This window comes from Dermatobacter hominis (assembly GCF_020715685.1).
Lineage (GTDB): Bacteria > Actinomycetota > Acidimicrobiia > Acidimicrobiales > Microtrichaceae > Dermatobacter > Dermatobacter hominis.
Genome location: NZ_CP085840.1, coordinates 4,349,191 through 4,365,632, shown reverse-complemented (window position 1 = coordinate 4,365,632; position 16,442 = coordinate 4,349,191). Strand labels below are relative to the sequence as shown.

Sequence of the window (16,442 nt, the reverse complement as noted above, 5' to 3'; positions counted from 1 at the left end):
GGCAGGGATCACCGCCGCCCAGGCAGGGATCACCGCCGCCCAGGCAGAGACAGCCGCCGCCCAGGCAGAGATCACCGCCGCCGCTAGGCGGGCACGAAGCGGACCTCGTACAGGACCGGCCAGTCCTTGCCGGTGACGAGGAAGCGGTCGGTCCCGGGCAGGTGGGCGATGCCGTTGAGCACGTCGATCGGCTCGTCCGGATCGGCCGCCTCCCGGGCGCGCTCGGTGAGCGCCGCCGCGTCCACCACGGCGTCGACGCGGTGGCAGGTGGGGTCGATGCGGACGATCTCGTCGGTCTGCCAGCGGTTCGCCCAGAGGCGCTCGCCGTCCCACTCGAGCTCGTTCAGCTGGTCGGCCGGTCCGTCGGAGCGCTCGACCGTCCAGCGGTCGAGCTCGGCGAAGTCGTCCGGGTCGCGCACCGCCAGCCGATCGGAGCCGTCGCTCATGACCAGCCGCCCGTCGTCGAGCGTGGTGATCCCCCACCCCTCGCCGTCGTAGGCGTGCTCGTCGACGAGCGTGAGGTCGGCCCGGTCCCACACGAGCGCCCGTCCGTCCTTCCACGTGAGCTGCACCAGGCGGTCGTCGCCCACGGCCGTCAGCCCCTCACCGAACAGCTCCGGGTCGAGGTCGCTCGTGCGCCGCACCTCGCCCGTGGTCGGGTCGACCTCGCGCACGGTCGACTCGCCCTGCTGCCCGGTGCTCTCGTAGAGGTCGCCGTCGACGACGAGGAGGCCCTGGGTGAAGGCCGTGGGGTCGTGCGGGCGCTCGTCGAGCACCTCGACCGCCAGTCGTTCGGGCGCGCCCGCCGCGCAGGTCGGTGCGGTCGTGGCCGGGGCGGCGCCGTCGTCGGACGAGCAGGCGCCGAGCACCAGGGCGACGAGGCACGCCGCGACGGCGACGGCGACGGACGGCCGACGGGTCACGACCGTTCCAGGGCGGTGACCGCCTCCACGTGGTGCGTGTTCGGGAACATGTCGACGACCTCGATGCCCGTGGCGCGGTAGCCGGCGTCCGCGAGGAGGCCGACGTCACGGACCAGCGAGGCGACGTCGCAGCTGACCAGCGCGACGCGCGCTGCACCGGTGGCGGCCACCGCCGACACGCCGTCCCGGCCGAGACCGGCACGCGCCGGGTCCGCCACCACGACGTCCGCGCGCGACGGCCGCCAGCGCTCGACCGACGAGCGCACGACCGTCGCGCCCGTCCCCTCGAGGTTGACGCGGGCGTCGGCCACCGACGACGCCGAGCGCTCGACGAGCACCGGCCGGTCGGTGCCGAGCACGGCGGCGAACAGTCCGACGCCGCCGTAGAGGTCGACGAGCCGTGTCGCCGGGTCGATCGGCCCCAGAGCGCGGCGGACCGCCGCCACCAGCGCCTCGGCCCCCTCGGGTCCGGACTGGAAGAACGACTGCGCCGAGATGCGGAAGCGGTGCCCCGCCACCTCCTCGTGGAACCAGGCCCGCCGACCGGCGCGCAGCTCGTCGACGCCGACGACGCGGACGCCCTCGGGGACCACCGCCGGGCCGGCCTCGTCTCCTCCACCGACGGACGGCGACACCACGGCGAGCCGCTCACCGGTGCGGGCACCGGCGCGCACGGTCACCTCCTCGGCGCCGGGGAAGCGACCGTCGCGGATCACCTCGGCGACCAGCTCGTGCGCGACCGGGCAGTCCCCGACGGCGAGCAGCGCGTCGGACCGGCGCTCGTGGAACGCCAGCCGGTCACCGTCGACCGCGCAGCGCACCGTCGTGCGGTAGCGCCACGGTGGAAGTGCCTCGCCCGCGGTCACGGCGATCTCGTCGAACCGACCGCCCCGCACCGCACGGCCAAGGGCGTCGCGCACGATGTCCGCCTTCAGACCCGGCTGGGCCGGCGGCGCCGCGTGCTGGAGGTCGCAGCCCCCGCAGCCGTTGGCGAGCTCGACGCACGGCGGGGCGACCCGCACGGGCGATGGCTCGAGGACGCGCTCCACGGCGGCGGTGGACATCCGCGGTCGCTCGTCGACGAGCCGCACCCGCACCCGCTCGCCCGGGAGCGCGCCCGGGATCATGACCACCCGGCCGGTCGGCTCGTGGGCGAGCGCGGCGCCGCCGGTCACGAGGCGCTCGACGTCGACCACCCGCTCGGAGGAGTCGAGCCCGGGATCCATGGGCGAACGATAGGACCGGTACGCTCGCGCGCGTTCCCACCCGCGCTCGACCACTCGAGGCCCCGCCATGTCCGCGCCCCAGATCCAGATCGTCCCGTCGGTCCTCCCCGCCGACTTCTCCCGCCTGGGCGACGAGTGCCAGGCGCTCGAGAAGGCCGGTGTCGACCGAATCCAGTGGGACGTCATGGACGGGGTGTTCGTCCCCAACCTCACCTTCGGCCCCGACGTCATCGCCGCCTGCCGGCCGCTCGTCGACGTGCCGTTCGAGGCCCACCTGATGGTGGTCGAACCCGACGAGCTGCTCCCGCGGTACGTCGAGGCGGGCTGCGAGCTCCTCATCGTGCACGCCGAGGCCTGCCGGCACCTCCACCGCACGCTCGGGCTCATCCGCGACCTCGGCGCCTCGCCGGCCGTCGCACTGAACCCGGCCACGCCCGCCGTCGCGGTGCAGCACGTCCTCGACCTCGTCGACGAGATCCTCGTCATGACGGTCAACCCCGGCTTCGGCGGCCAGGACTACATCGCCACGATGGAGCCCAAGGTGCGCGAGGTGCGCCAGATGATCGAGCTGTCCGGCCGGGACATCGACCTCGAGGTCGACGGCGGCATCGGGCCCTCGACCGTCGCCGGGGCCGCGGCCGCCGGGGCCAACGTCTTCATCGCCGGCAGCGCGCTGTTCCGCGACCCCGAGGGCCAGGCCCACGCGGTCAGCGAGATCCGAGCGCTGGCCGAGGCCGCCCGCGGCTGACGACCTCGTCGTGCCGGGAAGGACGCTCGGGCTGCGCGGCGCCGCGGCCGCGCTCGCACTCGCCGTCGGCGCCGTGACCACGGGCGCGTGCGGTGACGGCCGGCCCGGGTTCTGCGACGACCTCTCGAAGCAGGCCGACATGTCGGCGCTGAGCAGCGCGCTCGAGTCCCAGGACCTGGACCGCGCCCGAACAGCTGCCGAGCAGTTCTCCGAACTCGCCGGCAGCGCTCCCGACGACATCCGATCGGACATGCAGGACCTCGCCGACGCGGTCGAGCAGATCGTCGAGCTGCTGGCCGCCGATCGCAACGCCGTGCCCGGCGCCGGCGACGAGGGCCAGGGCGACGCCGCCGTCGTCGAGCAGGATCGGGACGAGCTCAACCGGCGGCTCGAGGAGATGGCCACGACCAGCTCCCGGGTCGAGCGCTGGGCATCGCGCGAGTGCGGGGTGACGCTGCACTGATCCGGGGTTGCGGTTGCACCCCACGCGCTCCGAACGGAAGACTGCGGCGCTGAACGGCAGAGGGTCGGGGTTCTCGACGCGGCGGACACGAAATCCTCACATCCGGTCGGTATGAACCGATGGAGTGTCGTCATGTGGTAGCCATGTGTTCGTCATGGAACCGTCACATCGTGACGGTTCCATTCACATCTACGGCTGGGGCCGTCGACAGCAACCCCCACAAGCGAAGCGACCGACGAGAAGGAGCCTCCCCTCATGGACCGCCCGTCCCTGATCTTCCCCCGTTCGACCCGCGCGCGCCGGACCAGGGCGACCGTCCTGCTGGCCGCCATGACCGCCATCGTGGCGCTCGTCGGCGTGTCGTGCACCAAGAACGCCCAGGCGTTCGACTCCGCTGCGAGGGTGAACGACACCCGGACGCAGATCGGGCTCCGGGCCCTCGCCATCGACGACACGCTCGTCAACAAGGCGCAGGCCTGGGCCGAGCACATGGCCGGCGTGGGCTCGATCTCGCACTCACGGCTGAGCGACGGCGCCGGCAGCGACTGGGCCGTGCTCGGCGAGAACGTCGGCATGGCGTCGTCGACCGCCCAGATGCACTCGATGTTCATGAACAGCCCGGCGCACCGGGCCAACATCGTCAGCGGCAAGTTCAACCGGATCGGCACCGGCGTCGCCCAGTCCGGCGGCCGCCTCTACGTGGTCCAGGTCTTCGCCGGCTGATCGGACGACACCACCCGTGACGCGGGACGAGGGGCCGACCCGTGGGTCGGCCCCTCGTCCGCGTCCGGTGTGACGTGTGCCGCTGCGGGCCCTGCGGGCGCTGCGGTCAGCGCATCTCGCCGCGGCGCACGATCACGTGGTCGATGATCCCGTAGTCCTTGGCGCCCTCGGCGGTGAACCAGCGGTCGCGGTCGGAGTCGATGTTGACCTGCTCCTTGGTCTGACCGGTGTGGTGCGCGATGCGCTCGGCCAGCAGGTCCTTGATGTACTTCAGCTGCTCCGCCTGGATGGCGATGTCGGACGCCTGGCCCTGCATGCCCGCGGAGGGCTGGTGCATCATGATCCGGGCGTGCGGCAGCGAGTAGCGCTTGCCCGCGGCACCGGCGCACAGCAGGAACTGCCCCATCGAGGCGCAGAGGCCCATGCAGATGGTGCCGACGTCGGGTGTGACGAACTGCATCGTGTCGTAGATCGCCATGCCGGCCGTCACCGAGCCGCCCGGCGAGTTGATGTACAGCCAGATGTCCTTGTCGGGGTCCTCGCCCTCGAGGAACAGCATCTGGGCGGTGATGAAGTTGGCGACGGTGTCGTTGACCTCGGAGCCGAGGAACACGATGCGGTTCTTCAGGAGCCGGTTGTAGATGTCGGCGGAGGGCTCCATGCCGTTGCCGGCCTGCATGAGTACGGGGTCCGCCGCGAGCTGCGGCGGGAGGTCGGAAGGTCCGAGTGGCTGCATGGCGCTGGAGGCTAACGCGGCGCGATGCGAATGCCGCGCCGCCGGTTCCCGCCCGGAGCCCCGTCGCGGCGCCCCGTCCTCGGGCGTCCGGCGGGCCGGGTTCCCCGGATCAGCCCTGGAGGCGACGCAGCACCGGGACGCAGCCGATCGCGGTGGCCAGCGCGAGCGCCGCCGCGTGGTCGGCCGGATCGCCGGTCAGCTCCGCCTTCGCCTCGAGCGAGCGGGCGAGCCAGGCCCTCGCCCCCATCGAGCCGTCGACCTCGATCGCGACCTCGATGTGACGGAGGGCATCGTCGTGGCGCCCCAGCGTCGCCGCCAATCGACCCAGCGCGAGGTCCACGCACCCGCAGACGGGCACCGATCCCACGATCCAGACCTGTCCCGAGTACGGCGCGAGCCGCTCGTGGAGGACGGCGCACGCCTCGACGTCGCCGAGCGCGGCCCGCACCATGGCCGCGTTGCAGGTGACCGAGAGCCACATCCAGTCGTCGGGCACCTCCGGCAGCGAGCCGACCGGCCCGATGGCCTCCCGTGCCTGCTCGGGCATGCCGAACTCGAGCATGACGAAGGCCATCATCTCCACCGACGACGTCGCGAAGTTGCTGTCGACCACCCCTGCGGTCATCTCGACGATCTCGTCGAGCATCCCCTGGTCGACGAACGACAGCAGCTTCGAACCGAACAGCACGGCGGCGTCGCTGCGGCGCGCGGTGCGGCGGAAGAGGTCCTCGGCGCCGGCCGCCGCCGCCTGGGCCTCGACGTAGCGGCCCTCGCACGCGAGGCGGGCCGCCGCGAACGCGTCGACCTCGAGCACCTGGATCGGGGAGCCCTGCGCCCGGACGAGCGCCGAGACGTGCTCGAAGGCGGCCTCGTCGTAGGTGCCGAGCTGGTAGAGCGCGCACACCCGCTGGAGCTCGGCCACCGCCTCGAGCTGCGCATCGAGCCCGGAGCGCCGGATGAGTGATAGCGCCTCGTCCGAGATCGCCAGCTGCTCGTGGGCGTTCGGCGCGAACCAGATCGCCTGGAGCCGCTGCACCAGGACCCGGGCGATCAGGTCGTCGTCTCCGGTCCGCCGGGCGAGCGCCACCGCCGCCGCGCTCCGGGCGTCGAGCTCGGCGCGAGGCGTCACGTAGTAGGAGAGGTTGGCGCGGAACCCGCCGAGCAGCGCCCGGACCCCGACGTCGCCGTCGGGACCGAGCCGATCGAGCACGAGGTCGACGACGGACACGAGCCGTTCGTTGGAGCCCCGGTACTCCCCGGGTTGCCACAGGGTCGGGTGCACGAGCGCCAGCGCGCTGGCGACCATCGCGTCGACGTCGCCCAGGTCGTCGGCCAGCTCGACCGCGTCGGCGAGCACCCGCTGGGCCCGCTCCTCGGAGCCCGCCGCCGCCCACGCCCGCCCGAGCGAACGGAGCAGGTCGAGCCGGACCTGCGGCTCGGCGGGGTGGGCGAGGTCGACGACCTCGAGCGCTCGCTGGTAGTGGCCGGCGGCGTCCTCGGGGGCGTGGCGCTGCTCGGCGCGCTCGCCGGCCCGGACCGACCAGCGGACGGCATCGGTCGCCGAACCGGCGATCGCCCCGGCCAGCGCGTGGTGGGCCAGCTCGGCCAGGTGGCGGTCGAGCGAGGCGGCACGCAGCTCCTCGATCGCGACCATCGTCGACACGTGGAGGCGCGCTCGTCGTGACGGCGCCAGCTCGGTCTCGAGCGCCTCGGCGACGAGCGCGTGCGAGAAGCGGAACCGGGCCGGCGCGCCGGGGTCCTGGGCGACCAGACCCGCCGCCACCGGGGCGTCCAGGGCGTCGAGCACCTCGGCCAGCGTGGACCCCGACACGTGGGCGACGACGTCGAGGTCGAACGTCCGTCCGATGACCGAGGCCACGGAGAGCAGCTTCTGCGATCCGGCGGGCAGGCGTCCCACCCGGCGGCGGACGACGTCGGCCACCGCGGCGGGCACCCGGCCGGCGGCCTCGGGGTCGAGGCGGTCCTCCCCGACCATCAGCTCGACCAGCTCCTGGGCGAAGAACGGGTTGCCGCCGCTGCGGTCGTGCACGAGGCCGGCGACGTGGGGCGAGACCGCCCCGCTGGTCCGCCGGTCGAGCCACACCGCGACGGCGTCGACGTCGAGCCCGTCGAGGTCGAGGCGCACGCTGCCCTCCGAGCGGGCCAGCTCGCTGAGGCAGTCTACGAGCGGTTCGGGCGAGTCGGCGACGGGCGGACGGGTCGTGACGACGAGCGCGATCGGCAGCCGGCGCAGCTCGCCGGCGATGAACTCCACCATCCGGAGGGTCCCGGGGTCGGCCCACTGCAGGTCGTCGAGCACGACGAGCGCCGGCCCGGTCGCGTCCCGGAGGACGTCGGTCGTCCGCCGGTAGATCCCGATGCGGTCGGTGTCGTCGGTGACCGCGTCGAACCCGAGACGGCCCTCCAGGTCCACGATCCCCTGGGCCTCCAGCTGGGCCGCGACCTCGGAGACGGCGAAGAAGGAGCTGGTGGCGGCGCTCTCGGGGCAGCGGGCCCACGCGACGGCGACGTCCTGCCGCCGCACCGAGTCGGCGAGCTCCTCGACGAGGCGCGTCTTGCCGATGCCCGGCTCGCCGCTGACCACGACCGCCGTGCCGTCCCCTTCGCGGGCCCGACCGACGGCGGCCGTCAGGGCGTCGAGCTCGCGGTCGCGGCCGACGAACAGCGGCCGGTCCGTCGGGTCGACCGCCGCCGTCGGACCGGGAGCCGGCCGCGCCGCCCCGGGTGTCGCAGGGACGGACGGGGCGACCGGGACCCAGATGAGCGACGGCGACTGGTCGAGGATGTCCGACTCCAGGGCCCGGAGCGCGGGGCCGGGCTCCACCCCGACCTCCTCGCCGAGGACCCGCCGGGCCTCGGCGAGCGACCGGAGGGCGTCGGCCTGGCGGCCGGCGCGGTACAGCGCGAGGGCGAGGTGCCCCCAGAGGCGCTCGTCGAGCGGCGCCTCGTCGAGCGCGTCGCGGAGGTCGGCGAGCACCGACGAGGACTCGCCGAGGTCGAGACGCGCCGCGTACAGGTTGGCCCGGGCCTCGCCGGCGAGCGTCGCCAGCCGGCGCGCCGACTCCTCCACCGTGCGCACGTCGGCGAACTCCGGCAGCAACGGCTTCCACATCGCCGTCGCTGCCGCGAGCGCCGGCTCGGCCTCGGCGGGCCGACCGGCGCGCTGGTGGTCGATACCGGCCGTCGTCAGGTCGATGAAGCGCGTGAGGTCCAACTGGTCCCGGTCGACGGCGACCGCGTAGCCGGCCGGCCGCGTGACGAGGACGGCTGCGGCCTGGCGGGGCGCCCGATCCGGCTCGAGGACCTTGCGCAAGTTGGAGACGTAGGCCTGCAGCGACGCCTCCGCACGGTCCGGCGGCGCCTCGCCCCACACCCGGTCGACGAGGCGCTCCGGCGGGACGGCCTCACCCTCGGCGAGGAGCAGCAGGGCCAGGACGAGGCGCTGCTTCGGCCCACCGAGGTCGAGCGGCGCTCCGTCCCGGAACGCGGCCAGCCCGCCCAGGGCCGAGAAGGACAGGTTCCAAGCGGACTCCAAGTCAGGGACCGCCCTCCGGGTGTGGGCTCCAAGGTCGCCCGACGACGGTGACGGCAGAACCTACAAGCCGTGGAGGCGTCATGAACACACCAGATCTCACCATGTACCGGCTGGTCCACCGGTCGATCCGCCAGAGCACGGCGCGGCTCACCGCCGCCGTCAGCGGCGTCACCGAGGCCGAGCGCGACGACCGTGGCCGTCGGCTGGCGCGCTGGTACCAGGGCTTCGAGAACGAGCTCCACACCCACCACACCGTCGAGGACGACGTCTTCTTCCCGGCGCTGTTCCAGCGGGTGCCGGCGCTCCGAGGCCACCTCGAGCGGATCGACGAGGAGCACCACCACCTCGACGAGCTGATCGTCGCCAGCCGTGCGGCCATCGCCGGGCTCGCGGACCCGTCCGTGGCGTTCCCGGACGCGGTCGCCGTGGCGGTGGACCGGACCGCCGACCTGGAGTCGTTCATGGACCGCCACCTCGACTTCGAGGACGCCGAGATCCTGCCGCTCTTCACCCGTCACATGGACGCCGCCGAGTACGACGAGCTCGAGGCGACGGCGCTGGCCGACCCGAAGCTCGGCGAGCTCCGGTTCACCGTCCCGTGGATGATGGCCAACGCCACCCCCGACGAGCGGCGCCACCTGCTCGACTCCGCCCCGTTCATGATGAAGGTGCTCTGGGTGGCGACCCGCCGGGGCTACGACCGGCTCACGGCGGCGGCGCTCGGCACCGACGTGCTCGCTCCGATGACGGCGGTGGCGTCGTGAGGCCCGCAGCGATCGGCGTCGGGCTGCTGCTGGCGGCCGGGGCCGTCGTCCCCATCGGCTGCGGCGACGGCTCGACGTCGGCGGACGAGCCGGCGACCACCCTCGCCCACGCCGAGCACGCGGGTGCGGCGCCGAGCGAGACCTCGACCTCGAGCGTGCCGCCGGCACCGTCGAGGCTCGACATCGTGGCGACCGAGTACGAGTGGAGCGGACTGCCGGAGGAGCTGCGAGCCGGGTCGTACCCCACGTCGTTCCGCAACGACGGCGTCGAGGCCCACGAGATCACGATCTTCCGCAACCCCGAGCACCGGTCGCTGGAGGAGCTGTACGAGCTCGGCCCGATGGGGATCAAGGACGCCGTCGAGGTGGTCGGCACGCTGATCGCCGGCCCCGGAGCGGCGGCCGACGCCGAGCTCACGCTCGATCTCGGACCGGGCGAGTACGAGGTCGTCTGCTTCTTCCCGGCGAAGTCGGACGGGAAGCCCCACTTCGGCCACGGCATGCACCGCACCCTCACGGTGCGGTGACCGTCCCGGCCGTCAACCCGGGCAGATGCCCGATTGTCGGCGTTCCGGCCCGACCGTACGTTCCTCGGGTCCTGCTCCGAACCAGGTGGGGCCCGAGCGGAGGACGACGATGCAGAACCGACGTGAGTTCCTGGTGAAGTCGGTCGGAGCGACCGCTGCCGTGGCGGCGATCGGCATGCTCGACACGGCGTGCGCACCCCCGCCGGAACCGGTCGCCACCGGCTACGGCGTGGGGCAGCGGCTGCTCCCCGTCCTCGGCCGGGACCAGTACGGCGGCACGTCCGGCTCCGCGGACTACGACGGGTCGTGGGTGCTCGTCGACATCTGCCCGTGGTGGTGCAACCCGTGCCGGAGCAGCGCCGTCCACCACGCGGACTTCGTCCGGTCCGCCACGGCGGCCGGCGTCGACCTGCGGATCCTCGCGATCGTCGTGGAGGACCTCAGCTCGGCGCCGTCGGTCCGCTCCGACGCGGAGCGGTGGTCCGGACGCTTCGGGCTGGACTCCGAGATCGTGCTGCACTGCGACGGCGACCCCGGGTCGCCGTTGCGGCAGCTCTCCTCAGACGTGGGGTCCGCCAACGGCGTGGCCGGCGGTGCCTTCCCGACCTACGTGCTCGTCGACCCGAACGGGATCGTCCGGCACTACCAGGCCTCCAGCGACCTGAACCAGCTCCAGGCGGCCATCGTGCAGCACACGGGTGCCGGTCTGTCGGGGACGTGGGCGGTGGGTGACATCGTCCTCCCGTCGGTGCCAGAGGTGACGGTCGCGACCGTCACCGCCGGCGGGATGCTCCTCGGGGGGATCCCGCTCGGCGACACGATGGCGTACGGGGACGACGGACCGAACCTCCACGTCGGCGACAGCGCGCTGTCCCACATCGCCCCGTCACTGGCCGCCTACGGCGCTGGTGCGTTCACGCTCGCAGCGCCGCTCGACCCCGAGGTCGCGACCAGCTTCACGGTGTCCGCCGCATCCCCATCGCCCGGCCGGCGCTACACCCGCGTGATCGGGCTCGGACCCGAGATCGCAGTCGTCCCCGACGACGCGCTGTCCCCGACCGCGATCGACGAGACCAAGATCGTCCACACCCAGGGCGTCGTCACCTCGGACGCGGAGGCCACCACCCTGACGGTGCCTCCGGCCGCATCGACGCTGGGCGCAGGGCGCACGTCCTCCATGGTCCTGTTCCGTCGGTCGATCGGGGCGCTGCACTGGTCGATGCCGTACTCGCTCGCCGAGCAGCTGGCCGGGGAGGCCCCCGCGCTCGTCGCCGACCCCGGTGCGGCCGGTGCGCTCATCGGCGACCTGCAGCTGGTGCGCAACGCCCTCTCGTCGCGGCAGTTCGCCGAGGCGGCCACCGCCGCCAACATCGCCGCGAGCCGAGCGCTGGACGCCGGCGCCGCCTTCCCGTTCGTCGACGACGTGCGGCTGCTCGTCGAGCTCCTCGAGGCCGCGGCGGCGGGTCTCTGACCCCGAAGCGGTCCGGCGGCGATGCCGGAGAACGGAGGTCGCCGGCGCACGATCGACCGACCGATCCCGGTCGACCGGGTCCCCGGTGGTGCGGACGGGGGGACTCGAACCCCCACACCCTCTCGGGCACTGGGACCTAAACCCAGCGCGTCTGCCAGTTCCGCCACGTCCGCGTGACCGCCCGACGGTACCGCCAGTGCGGCGCCTCCGGCGCGGGCACCACGCCCTCAGCCCAGCGCGTCTGCCAGTTCCGCCACGTCCGCGTGACCCAGGAACGGTAACCCCCGCCGCCCGGCGGGACCGCCGACCGGCCCCAGTAGCCTCGAACGGTGACCCACGCCGTCCTCCTCCTGTCGTGCCCCGACCGCACGGGTGTCGTCGCGGCCGTCGCCGACTTCGTGTGGCGCCACGGCGGGAACATCGTCGACGCCGAGCAGCACACCGACGACGTGGACGGCGCCTTCTTCCAACGGGTCGAGTTCGACATGGAGGGCTTCGCGTTCGACCGCGACGACCTGGGCCGGGCGTTCTGGCCGGTGGCGGAGCGCTTCGACATGGACGTGCGGGTGCACTTCACCGACGAGCGGCCCCGCCTGGCGATCCTGGCGTCGAAGGCGCCGCACTGCCTCGAGGACCTGCTGAGCCGCTGGCGGGCCGGCGAGCTGCCCGCCGAGGTGGTGCTCGTGGCGTCGAACCACCCCGACCACGCAGACCTCGCGGCGTTCTCGGGCGTGCCCTTCGAGCACCTTCCCGTCGGCGACGGGCCCGATGCCGCGTCCGAACAGGAGGCGCGGCTCGCCGAGGTGCTCGCCGCCGCGGCGGTCGAACGGGTCGTGCTGGCGCGCTACATGCGCGTCCTGTCACCGGCGATCGTCGATCGCTACCCGTCCCGGATCATCAACATCCACCACTCGTTCCTCCCGGCGTTCGTCGGCGCGCAGCCGTACCGCCAGGCCCACGAGCGGGGCGTCAAGGTGATCGGGGCGACGGCGCACTACGTGACCGAGGACCTCGACCAGGGACCGATCATCGACCAGGACGTCACGAGGGTGTCGCACCGGGACGACGTGGCGGAGCTCGCCCGCAAGGGCCGCGACCTCGAGGTCACGGTCCTCGCCCGGGCCGTGCGGGCCGACCTGGAGCACCGCGTGCTCCCGTTCGGCAACCGCACGATCGTCTTCCACTGACGAGAACGGGAGCAGGAGGAGCGGGCTACGGTCCGCCGCCGTGGACGTGCACGACCTCCCCACCCCTGCGCTCGTCGTCGACGTCGACGTGCTCGACGCCAACATCGACGCCATGGCGGCGGTCCGACCCGGTCCGGCGCTGCGACCCCACGTGAAGGCCTTCAAGTCGACCGCCCTCGCCCGGCACGTCGCCGAGCGGGGCGGCCACCGGAGCTTCTGCTGCGCCACGCTGCGCGAGGTGGAGGGCATGGCCGACGCCGGGCTGGGCGAGGACCTGCTGCTGGCGAACGAGACGCTCGACGCCGATCGCCTCCGGCGGCTCGTCGACCGCGGCGACGCCCGGATCACGGTCGCGGTCGACTCGCCCGAGACGGTCGAGATCGCGGCGGCCGCCGGCGCCGACGTGCTGGTCGACGTCGACGTGGGCCTCCCCCGCTGCGGCTGCCGACCCGAGGACGCGGGGCGGCTCGCGGAGCTGGCCCGCGCTCGTGGCCTCGAGGTCCGCGGGGTGATGGGCTACGAGGGCCATGTCGTCGGCAACCCGGACCGGGAGCGACGGGCGGAGCTCGTCGGCGCCGCCATGGACCTGCTCCGTCGTGCGCACACCGACGTCGGCGGCGACATCACCTCGGCCGGCGGCACGGGCACCTACGACCTCCACGACTGGGCCGCCGAGGTCCAGGCCGGTTCGTACCTGCTGATGGACACGCACTACGCGCGGCTCGGTCTGCCGTTCGGGCACGCGCTGCGCCTCGAGGTGACCGTGCTGTCGACCTCGCCGACGCGGGGCTGGGGCGTCGTCGACTGCGGCCTCAAGTCGCTCGGCATGGACCACGGCAACCCGACGATCCCCGGCTGGAACGTCTTCTTCTGCTCCGACGAGCACACGACGTTCACGCCGCCCGGCGTCGAGGACGGCGGCGACGGCGACGGCGGGCTCCCCGGCGTCGGCGACCGCCTGGGGGTGCTGCCCGCCCACGTCGACCCGACCGTGGCGTACCACGAGCGCCTGCACCTGGTGCGCGGCGACGAGGTCGTCGACACCTGGGACGTCGACCTGCGCGGCTGGTGAGGGCGTCCGCCGCTCAGTCGAGGTCGGCCAGCTGCGGGACGAGGGCTCGCAGCGCGCGCCCCCGGTGGGAGATGGCGTGCTTCTCGTCGGCGGCCATCTCGCCGAAGGTCCTGCCGTCGCCCTCGGCCGGGACGAACACCGGGTCGTAGCCGAAGCCACCGGTGCCCCGGCGCGCCTCGATCACCCGGCCCTCGACCGTGCCGTCGGCCACGAGCTCACGGCCGTCGGGCGAGCGCACGACGACCGTGCAGCGGAACCGCGCCGAGCGCCCGTCCGGTGACGTCGCCCCGGCCTCGGCCAGGCGGGCGAGCAGCAGGTCGACGTTCTCGTCGTCGGTCGCGTGCTCGCCGGCGTAGCGCGCCGAGCGGACACCCGGATCGCCGTCGAGCGCATCGACCATGAGTCCCGAGTCGTCGGCGATCGCCCACTCCCCCGTCGCCGCCGACACCGCCGCGGCCTTGATCCGGGCGTTGCCGAGGAAGTCGGGCTCGTCCTCGTCGGGCACCGGCAGGTCCGGGGGCCGAGGCACGACCTGCAGGTCGAGCCCGCTGCCGTCGAGCAGCTCCTGCAGCTCGACCGCCTTCTTCGGGTTGGCGGACGCCAGGACGATCCGCACGCGTCGGCTCAGCGGCCGATCGCCCGCGGCGACGGCGGCTCGGCCAGGTACTCGCGCTGCAGGGCGTGGATCTGGCGGATGCCGCCCTCGGCGAGCGCGAGCAGGGCATCGAGCTCGTCGCGGCTGAAGGGCGCGCCCTCGGCGGTGCCCTGCACCTCGACGAACAGGCCCTTGCCGGTCATGACGACGTTCATGTCGGTCTCGGCGGTCGAGTCCTCGACGTAGGGGAGGTCGAGGACCGGCTGGCCGTCGACCACGCCGACCGAGATGGCGGCGAGCTCGTCGTAGAGCGGGACCGACGTGAGCAGGCCCGCCTGCACGACCCGGGTGAGGCAGTCGTGCAGCGCGAGGTAGGCCCCGCTGATCGACGCCGTCCGGGTGCCCCCGTCGGCCTGGAGGACGTCGCAGTCGATGAGGATCTGGCGCTCGCCGAGCGCCCGCATGTCGCACACCGAGCGCAGGGCGCGACCGATCAGCCGCTGGATCTCCTGCGTGCGGCCCTTCGGCCCCTTCGTCTCGCGGCGGATGCGCTCGGGCGACGAGCCGGGCAGCATCGCGTACTCGGCGGTGACCCAGCCCTTGCCGGTGCCGCGCATCCAGCGGGGGACGTCCTCGTCGACCATCGCGGTGCAGAGGACCTTGGTGTCACCGCACGTGACCATGACCGACCCCTGGGCGTACGCGGTGTAGTCGCGCTCGAAGGTGATCGGCCGCAGTTCGTCGGGGGCGCGTCCGTCGGGTCTCACTGCTGGCTCCTGGGGGCGAAGGGGATGGGGCGCACCGGCCGGGGCGACCTCGGTCAGACCAGGTAGGTGTGGTGGATCCGTGCCGGATCGACCGGTGCACCATAGGCGTCCGAGGCCTCGGCCACCGCCAGCTCGACCGAACCGGTCGGCGGCACGTGGGTGACCAGCAGGTCCGCCACGCCGGCCTCCTTCGCCAGGCGGCCGGCCTGCTCGGCGGACATGTGCAGGCCGTCGGCCTCGAACCCGTCGGCCTGGAGCCACGTCGCCTCGCAGATGCCGAGGTCGATGCCGTCGCCCAGCTCGGCGAGCGACCACGCCGGGCCGGTGTCGGCCGAGTAGGCGACCGAGCGGTCGCCCAGGTCCACGCGCAGCCCGAGCGTCTCGGGCGGGTGCGCCGTGCGGGAGCAGCGGATGCGCAGACCCCCGACGGTGAGGTCGGAGCCGTCGGTGATGACCTCGGGCCGGAAGGCGTCGCCGAGCCCGTCGTCGAAGACGCCCTCGACCACGTCGAGCGTGCCGGCCGTCGTGTACAGCGGCACGCCGCCGTGGCCGAGCACGTAGTGCAGCGCGTTGCGCAGGATCGGGACGTCGCCCCAGTGGTCGGGGTGCGAGTGCGTGACGACGACGGCGTCGAGCTCCGTCGGCCGGATGTGGCACTGCAGGCTGGCCAGGACGCCCGGGCCGGCGTCGAGCAGCACCGTCGTCCCACCGCCGCGCACCAGGTAGCCCGAGCAGGCGTTCCCCGGACCCGCGTAGGTGCCCGAGGAGCCGAGCACGGTCACCGCCAGGTCCGACGAGTCGGGCCGCGCCTCGGTGCCGAGGTCGGTCACCACGACGCGCTCACCACGACAGGCGCTCCGCGCGTGCCAGCTCGGGGCCGAGCAGGCGCCGACCGAGCTCCTCGAACCAGTTGACGTCCCCGGTCGTGATGAACGTGGCCGTCGCGTCGCCGCCGTCGCCGGCGGGCCGACCGAGGCCGAGGTCGGCGAGGGCGCGCCGGACCTCGAAGGCCGTCTCGTCGGCCGATGACACGAGGACCACGTCGCGCCCCATCACATCGTTGAGGGTACGGGCGAGGTACGGGTAGTGGGTGCAGCCCAGCAGGAGGGCGTCGACCTTGGCCTCCTTCGCCGGGGCCAGCAGCCGCTGCGCCAGCACGTGCACCTGCTCCGAGTCGAACTCGCCGCGCTCCACGAACTCCACGAAGCCGGGGCACGCGAGGGCGACCAGCTCGACGTCGTCGGACTCGGCCGCCACGGCCCGCTGGTACGCCCCCGACCCGATGGTGCCGACGGTGCCGATCACGCCGACCCGGCCGGTCACCGTCGCCTGGACCAGCGCGGTGACGCCGGGTTCGATGACGCCGACCACCGGCACGTCGAAGCGGTCGCGCAGCGACTCGAGCGCGGCGGCCGACGCCGTGTTGCAGGCGACGACGAGCAGCTTCACGCCGCGGCGCTCGACCAGCTCCCCGGCGATCTGGTGGGCGAAGCGCGACACCTCGTCGAGCGGTCGGGGCCCGTACGGGTACCGCCCGGTGTCGCCGAGGTAGACGAGGTCCTCGTGCGGGAGGAGGTCGATGACGGCGCGGGCGACGGTCAGGCCGCCGAACCCCGAGTCGAACATGCCGATCGGACCGTCACGCACCCGACCAACGCTACCGACCGGATATGGGGGTGCACAG

At 73.6% G+C, this 16,442-nt stretch carries 16 protein-coding genes and 1 tRNA gene; 8 read left to right on the top strand and 9 right to left on the bottom strand.

What is annotated here, in order from left to right; genetic code table 11:
- Positions 1–83 precede the first annotated feature (83 nt).
- Both LH044_RS20330 and LH044_RS20325 read right to left on the bottom strand, forming a co-directional pair.
- Positions 84–923 (bottom strand): glutaminyl-peptide cyclotransferase, encoded by an 840-nt coding sequence (locus tag LH044_RS20330; protein ID WP_227757467.1) that lies wholly within the window; start codon positions 921–923, stop codon positions 84–86.
- Positions 920–2,149, bottom strand: coding sequence for a class I SAM-dependent RNA methyltransferase (locus LH044_RS20325; protein WP_227757466.1), 1,230 nt, complete (start codon positions 2,147–2,149; stop codon positions 920–922). Before LH044_RS20325 ends, LH044_RS20330 begins: the two co-directional genes overlap by 4 nt.
- A 67-nt stretch (positions 2,150–2,216) precedes the next feature.
- Here LH044_RS20325 and rpe point away from each other — a divergent pair, with 67 nt between their 5' ends.
- The 3 genes from rpe (at position 2,217) to LH044_RS20310 (ending at position 4,083) form a co-directional block, all read left to right on the top strand.
- The gene (gene rpe / locus LH044_RS20320) at positions 2,217–2,897 is read left to right on the top strand and encodes a ribulose-phosphate 3-epimerase (RefSeq protein WP_227757465.1); all 681 of its coding nucleotides are present in this window, start codon (positions 2,217–2,219) and stop codon (positions 2,895–2,897) included.
- A 10-nt stretch (positions 2,898–2,907) separates the two neighbouring features.
- Positions 2,908–3,360: a hypothetical protein gene (locus LH044_RS20315; RefSeq protein WP_227757464.1), complete on the top strand. Its 453-nt coding sequence runs from the start codon at positions 2,908–2,910 to the stop codon at positions 3,358–3,360.
- Between the two features lie 255 nt (positions 3,361–3,615).
- Entirely contained in the window at positions 3,616–4,083 is a 468-nt protein-coding gene (locus LH044_RS20310; protein WP_227757463.1) for a CAP domain-containing protein, read from the top strand.
- Between the two features lie 106 nt (positions 4,084–4,189).
- Here LH044_RS20310 and LH044_RS20305 read toward each other — a convergent pair whose 3' ends face one another.
- Positions 4,190–4,819, bottom strand: coding sequence for an ATP-dependent Clp protease proteolytic subunit (locus LH044_RS20305; protein ID WP_374210511.1), 630 nt, complete (start codon positions 4,817–4,819; stop codon positions 4,190–4,192).
- A 109-nt stretch (positions 4,820–4,928) separates the two neighbouring features.
- Positions 4,929–8,375: an ATP-binding protein gene (locus LH044_RS20300; RefSeq protein ID WP_227757462.1), complete on the bottom strand. Its 3,447-nt coding sequence runs from the start codon at positions 8,373–8,375 to the stop codon at positions 4,929–4,931.
- An 80-nt stretch (positions 8,376–8,455) separates the two neighbouring features.
- On the opposite strand from LH044_RS20300, the gene LH044_RS20295 reads away from it, so the two are divergent.
- From LH044_RS20295 to LH044_RS20285, 3 genes are all read left to right on the top strand, one after another.
- Entirely contained in the window at positions 8,456–9,139 is a 684-nt protein-coding gene (locus tag LH044_RS20295; RefSeq protein ID WP_227757461.1) for a hemerythrin domain-containing protein, read from the top strand.
- The gene (locus LH044_RS20290; RefSeq protein ID WP_227757460.1) at positions 9,136–9,666 is read left to right on the top strand and encodes a hypothetical protein; all 531 of its coding nucleotides are present in this window, start codon (positions 9,136–9,138) and stop codon (positions 9,664–9,666) included. The genes LH044_RS20295 and LH044_RS20290 overlap by 4 nt, the downstream gene beginning before the upstream one ends.
- A gap of 109 nt (positions 9,667–9,775) precedes the next feature.
- On the top strand, positions 9,776–11,137 hold the full coding sequence (locus LH044_RS20285) for a redoxin domain-containing protein (RefSeq protein ID WP_227757459.1): 1,362 nt from the start codon (positions 9,776–9,778) through the stop codon (positions 11,135–11,137).
- A gap of 86 nt (positions 11,138–11,223) precedes the next feature.
- On the opposite strand, the gene LH044_RS20280 is transcribed toward LH044_RS20285, so the two are convergent.
- A tRNA-Leu gene (locus LH044_RS20280) sits at positions 11,224–11,310 on the bottom strand.
- A gap of 156 nt (positions 11,311–11,466) precedes the next feature.
- Here LH044_RS20280 and purU point away from each other — a divergent pair.
- Both purU and LH044_RS20270 read left to right on the top strand, forming a co-directional pair.
- Positions 11,467–12,324 (top strand): formyltetrahydrofolate deformylase, encoded by an 858-nt coding sequence (gene purU, locus LH044_RS20275; protein WP_227757458.1) that lies wholly within the window; start codon positions 11,467–11,469, stop codon positions 12,322–12,324.
- 40 nt (positions 12,325–12,364) lie between these two features.
- On the top strand, positions 12,365–13,396 hold the full coding sequence (locus tag LH044_RS20270; RefSeq protein WP_227757457.1) for an alanine racemase: 1,032 nt from the start codon (positions 12,365–12,367) through the stop codon (positions 13,394–13,396).
- Between the two features lie 13 nt (positions 13,397–13,409).
- On the opposite strand, the gene rdgB is transcribed toward LH044_RS20270, so the two are convergent.
- Genes rdgB through murI form a run of 4 tightly spaced genes read right to left on the bottom strand, consistent with a single transcriptional unit; the run spans position 13,410 to position 16,405 of the window.
- Positions 13,410–14,012: an RdgB/HAM1 family non-canonical purine NTP pyrophosphatase gene (gene rdgB / locus LH044_RS20265; protein WP_227757456.1), complete on the bottom strand. Its 603-nt coding sequence runs from the start codon at positions 14,010–14,012 to the stop codon at positions 13,410–13,412.
- Between the two features lie 8 nt (positions 14,013–14,020).
- Positions 14,021–14,758: a ribonuclease PH gene (gene rph / locus LH044_RS20260; protein WP_227757455.1), complete on the bottom strand. Its 738-nt coding sequence runs from the start codon at positions 14,756–14,758 to the stop codon at positions 14,021–14,023.
- 53 nt (positions 14,759–14,811) lie between these two features.
- Positions 14,812–15,588, bottom strand: coding sequence for an MBL fold metallo-hydrolase (locus tag LH044_RS20255; protein ID WP_227757454.1), 777 nt, complete (start codon positions 15,586–15,588; stop codon positions 14,812–14,814).
- 10 nt (positions 15,589–15,598) lie between these two features.
- Entirely contained in the window at positions 15,599–16,405 is an 807-nt protein-coding gene (gene murI / locus LH044_RS20250; protein WP_227757453.1) for a glutamate racemase, read from the bottom strand.
- Positions 16,406–16,442: the final 37 nt, after the last annotated feature.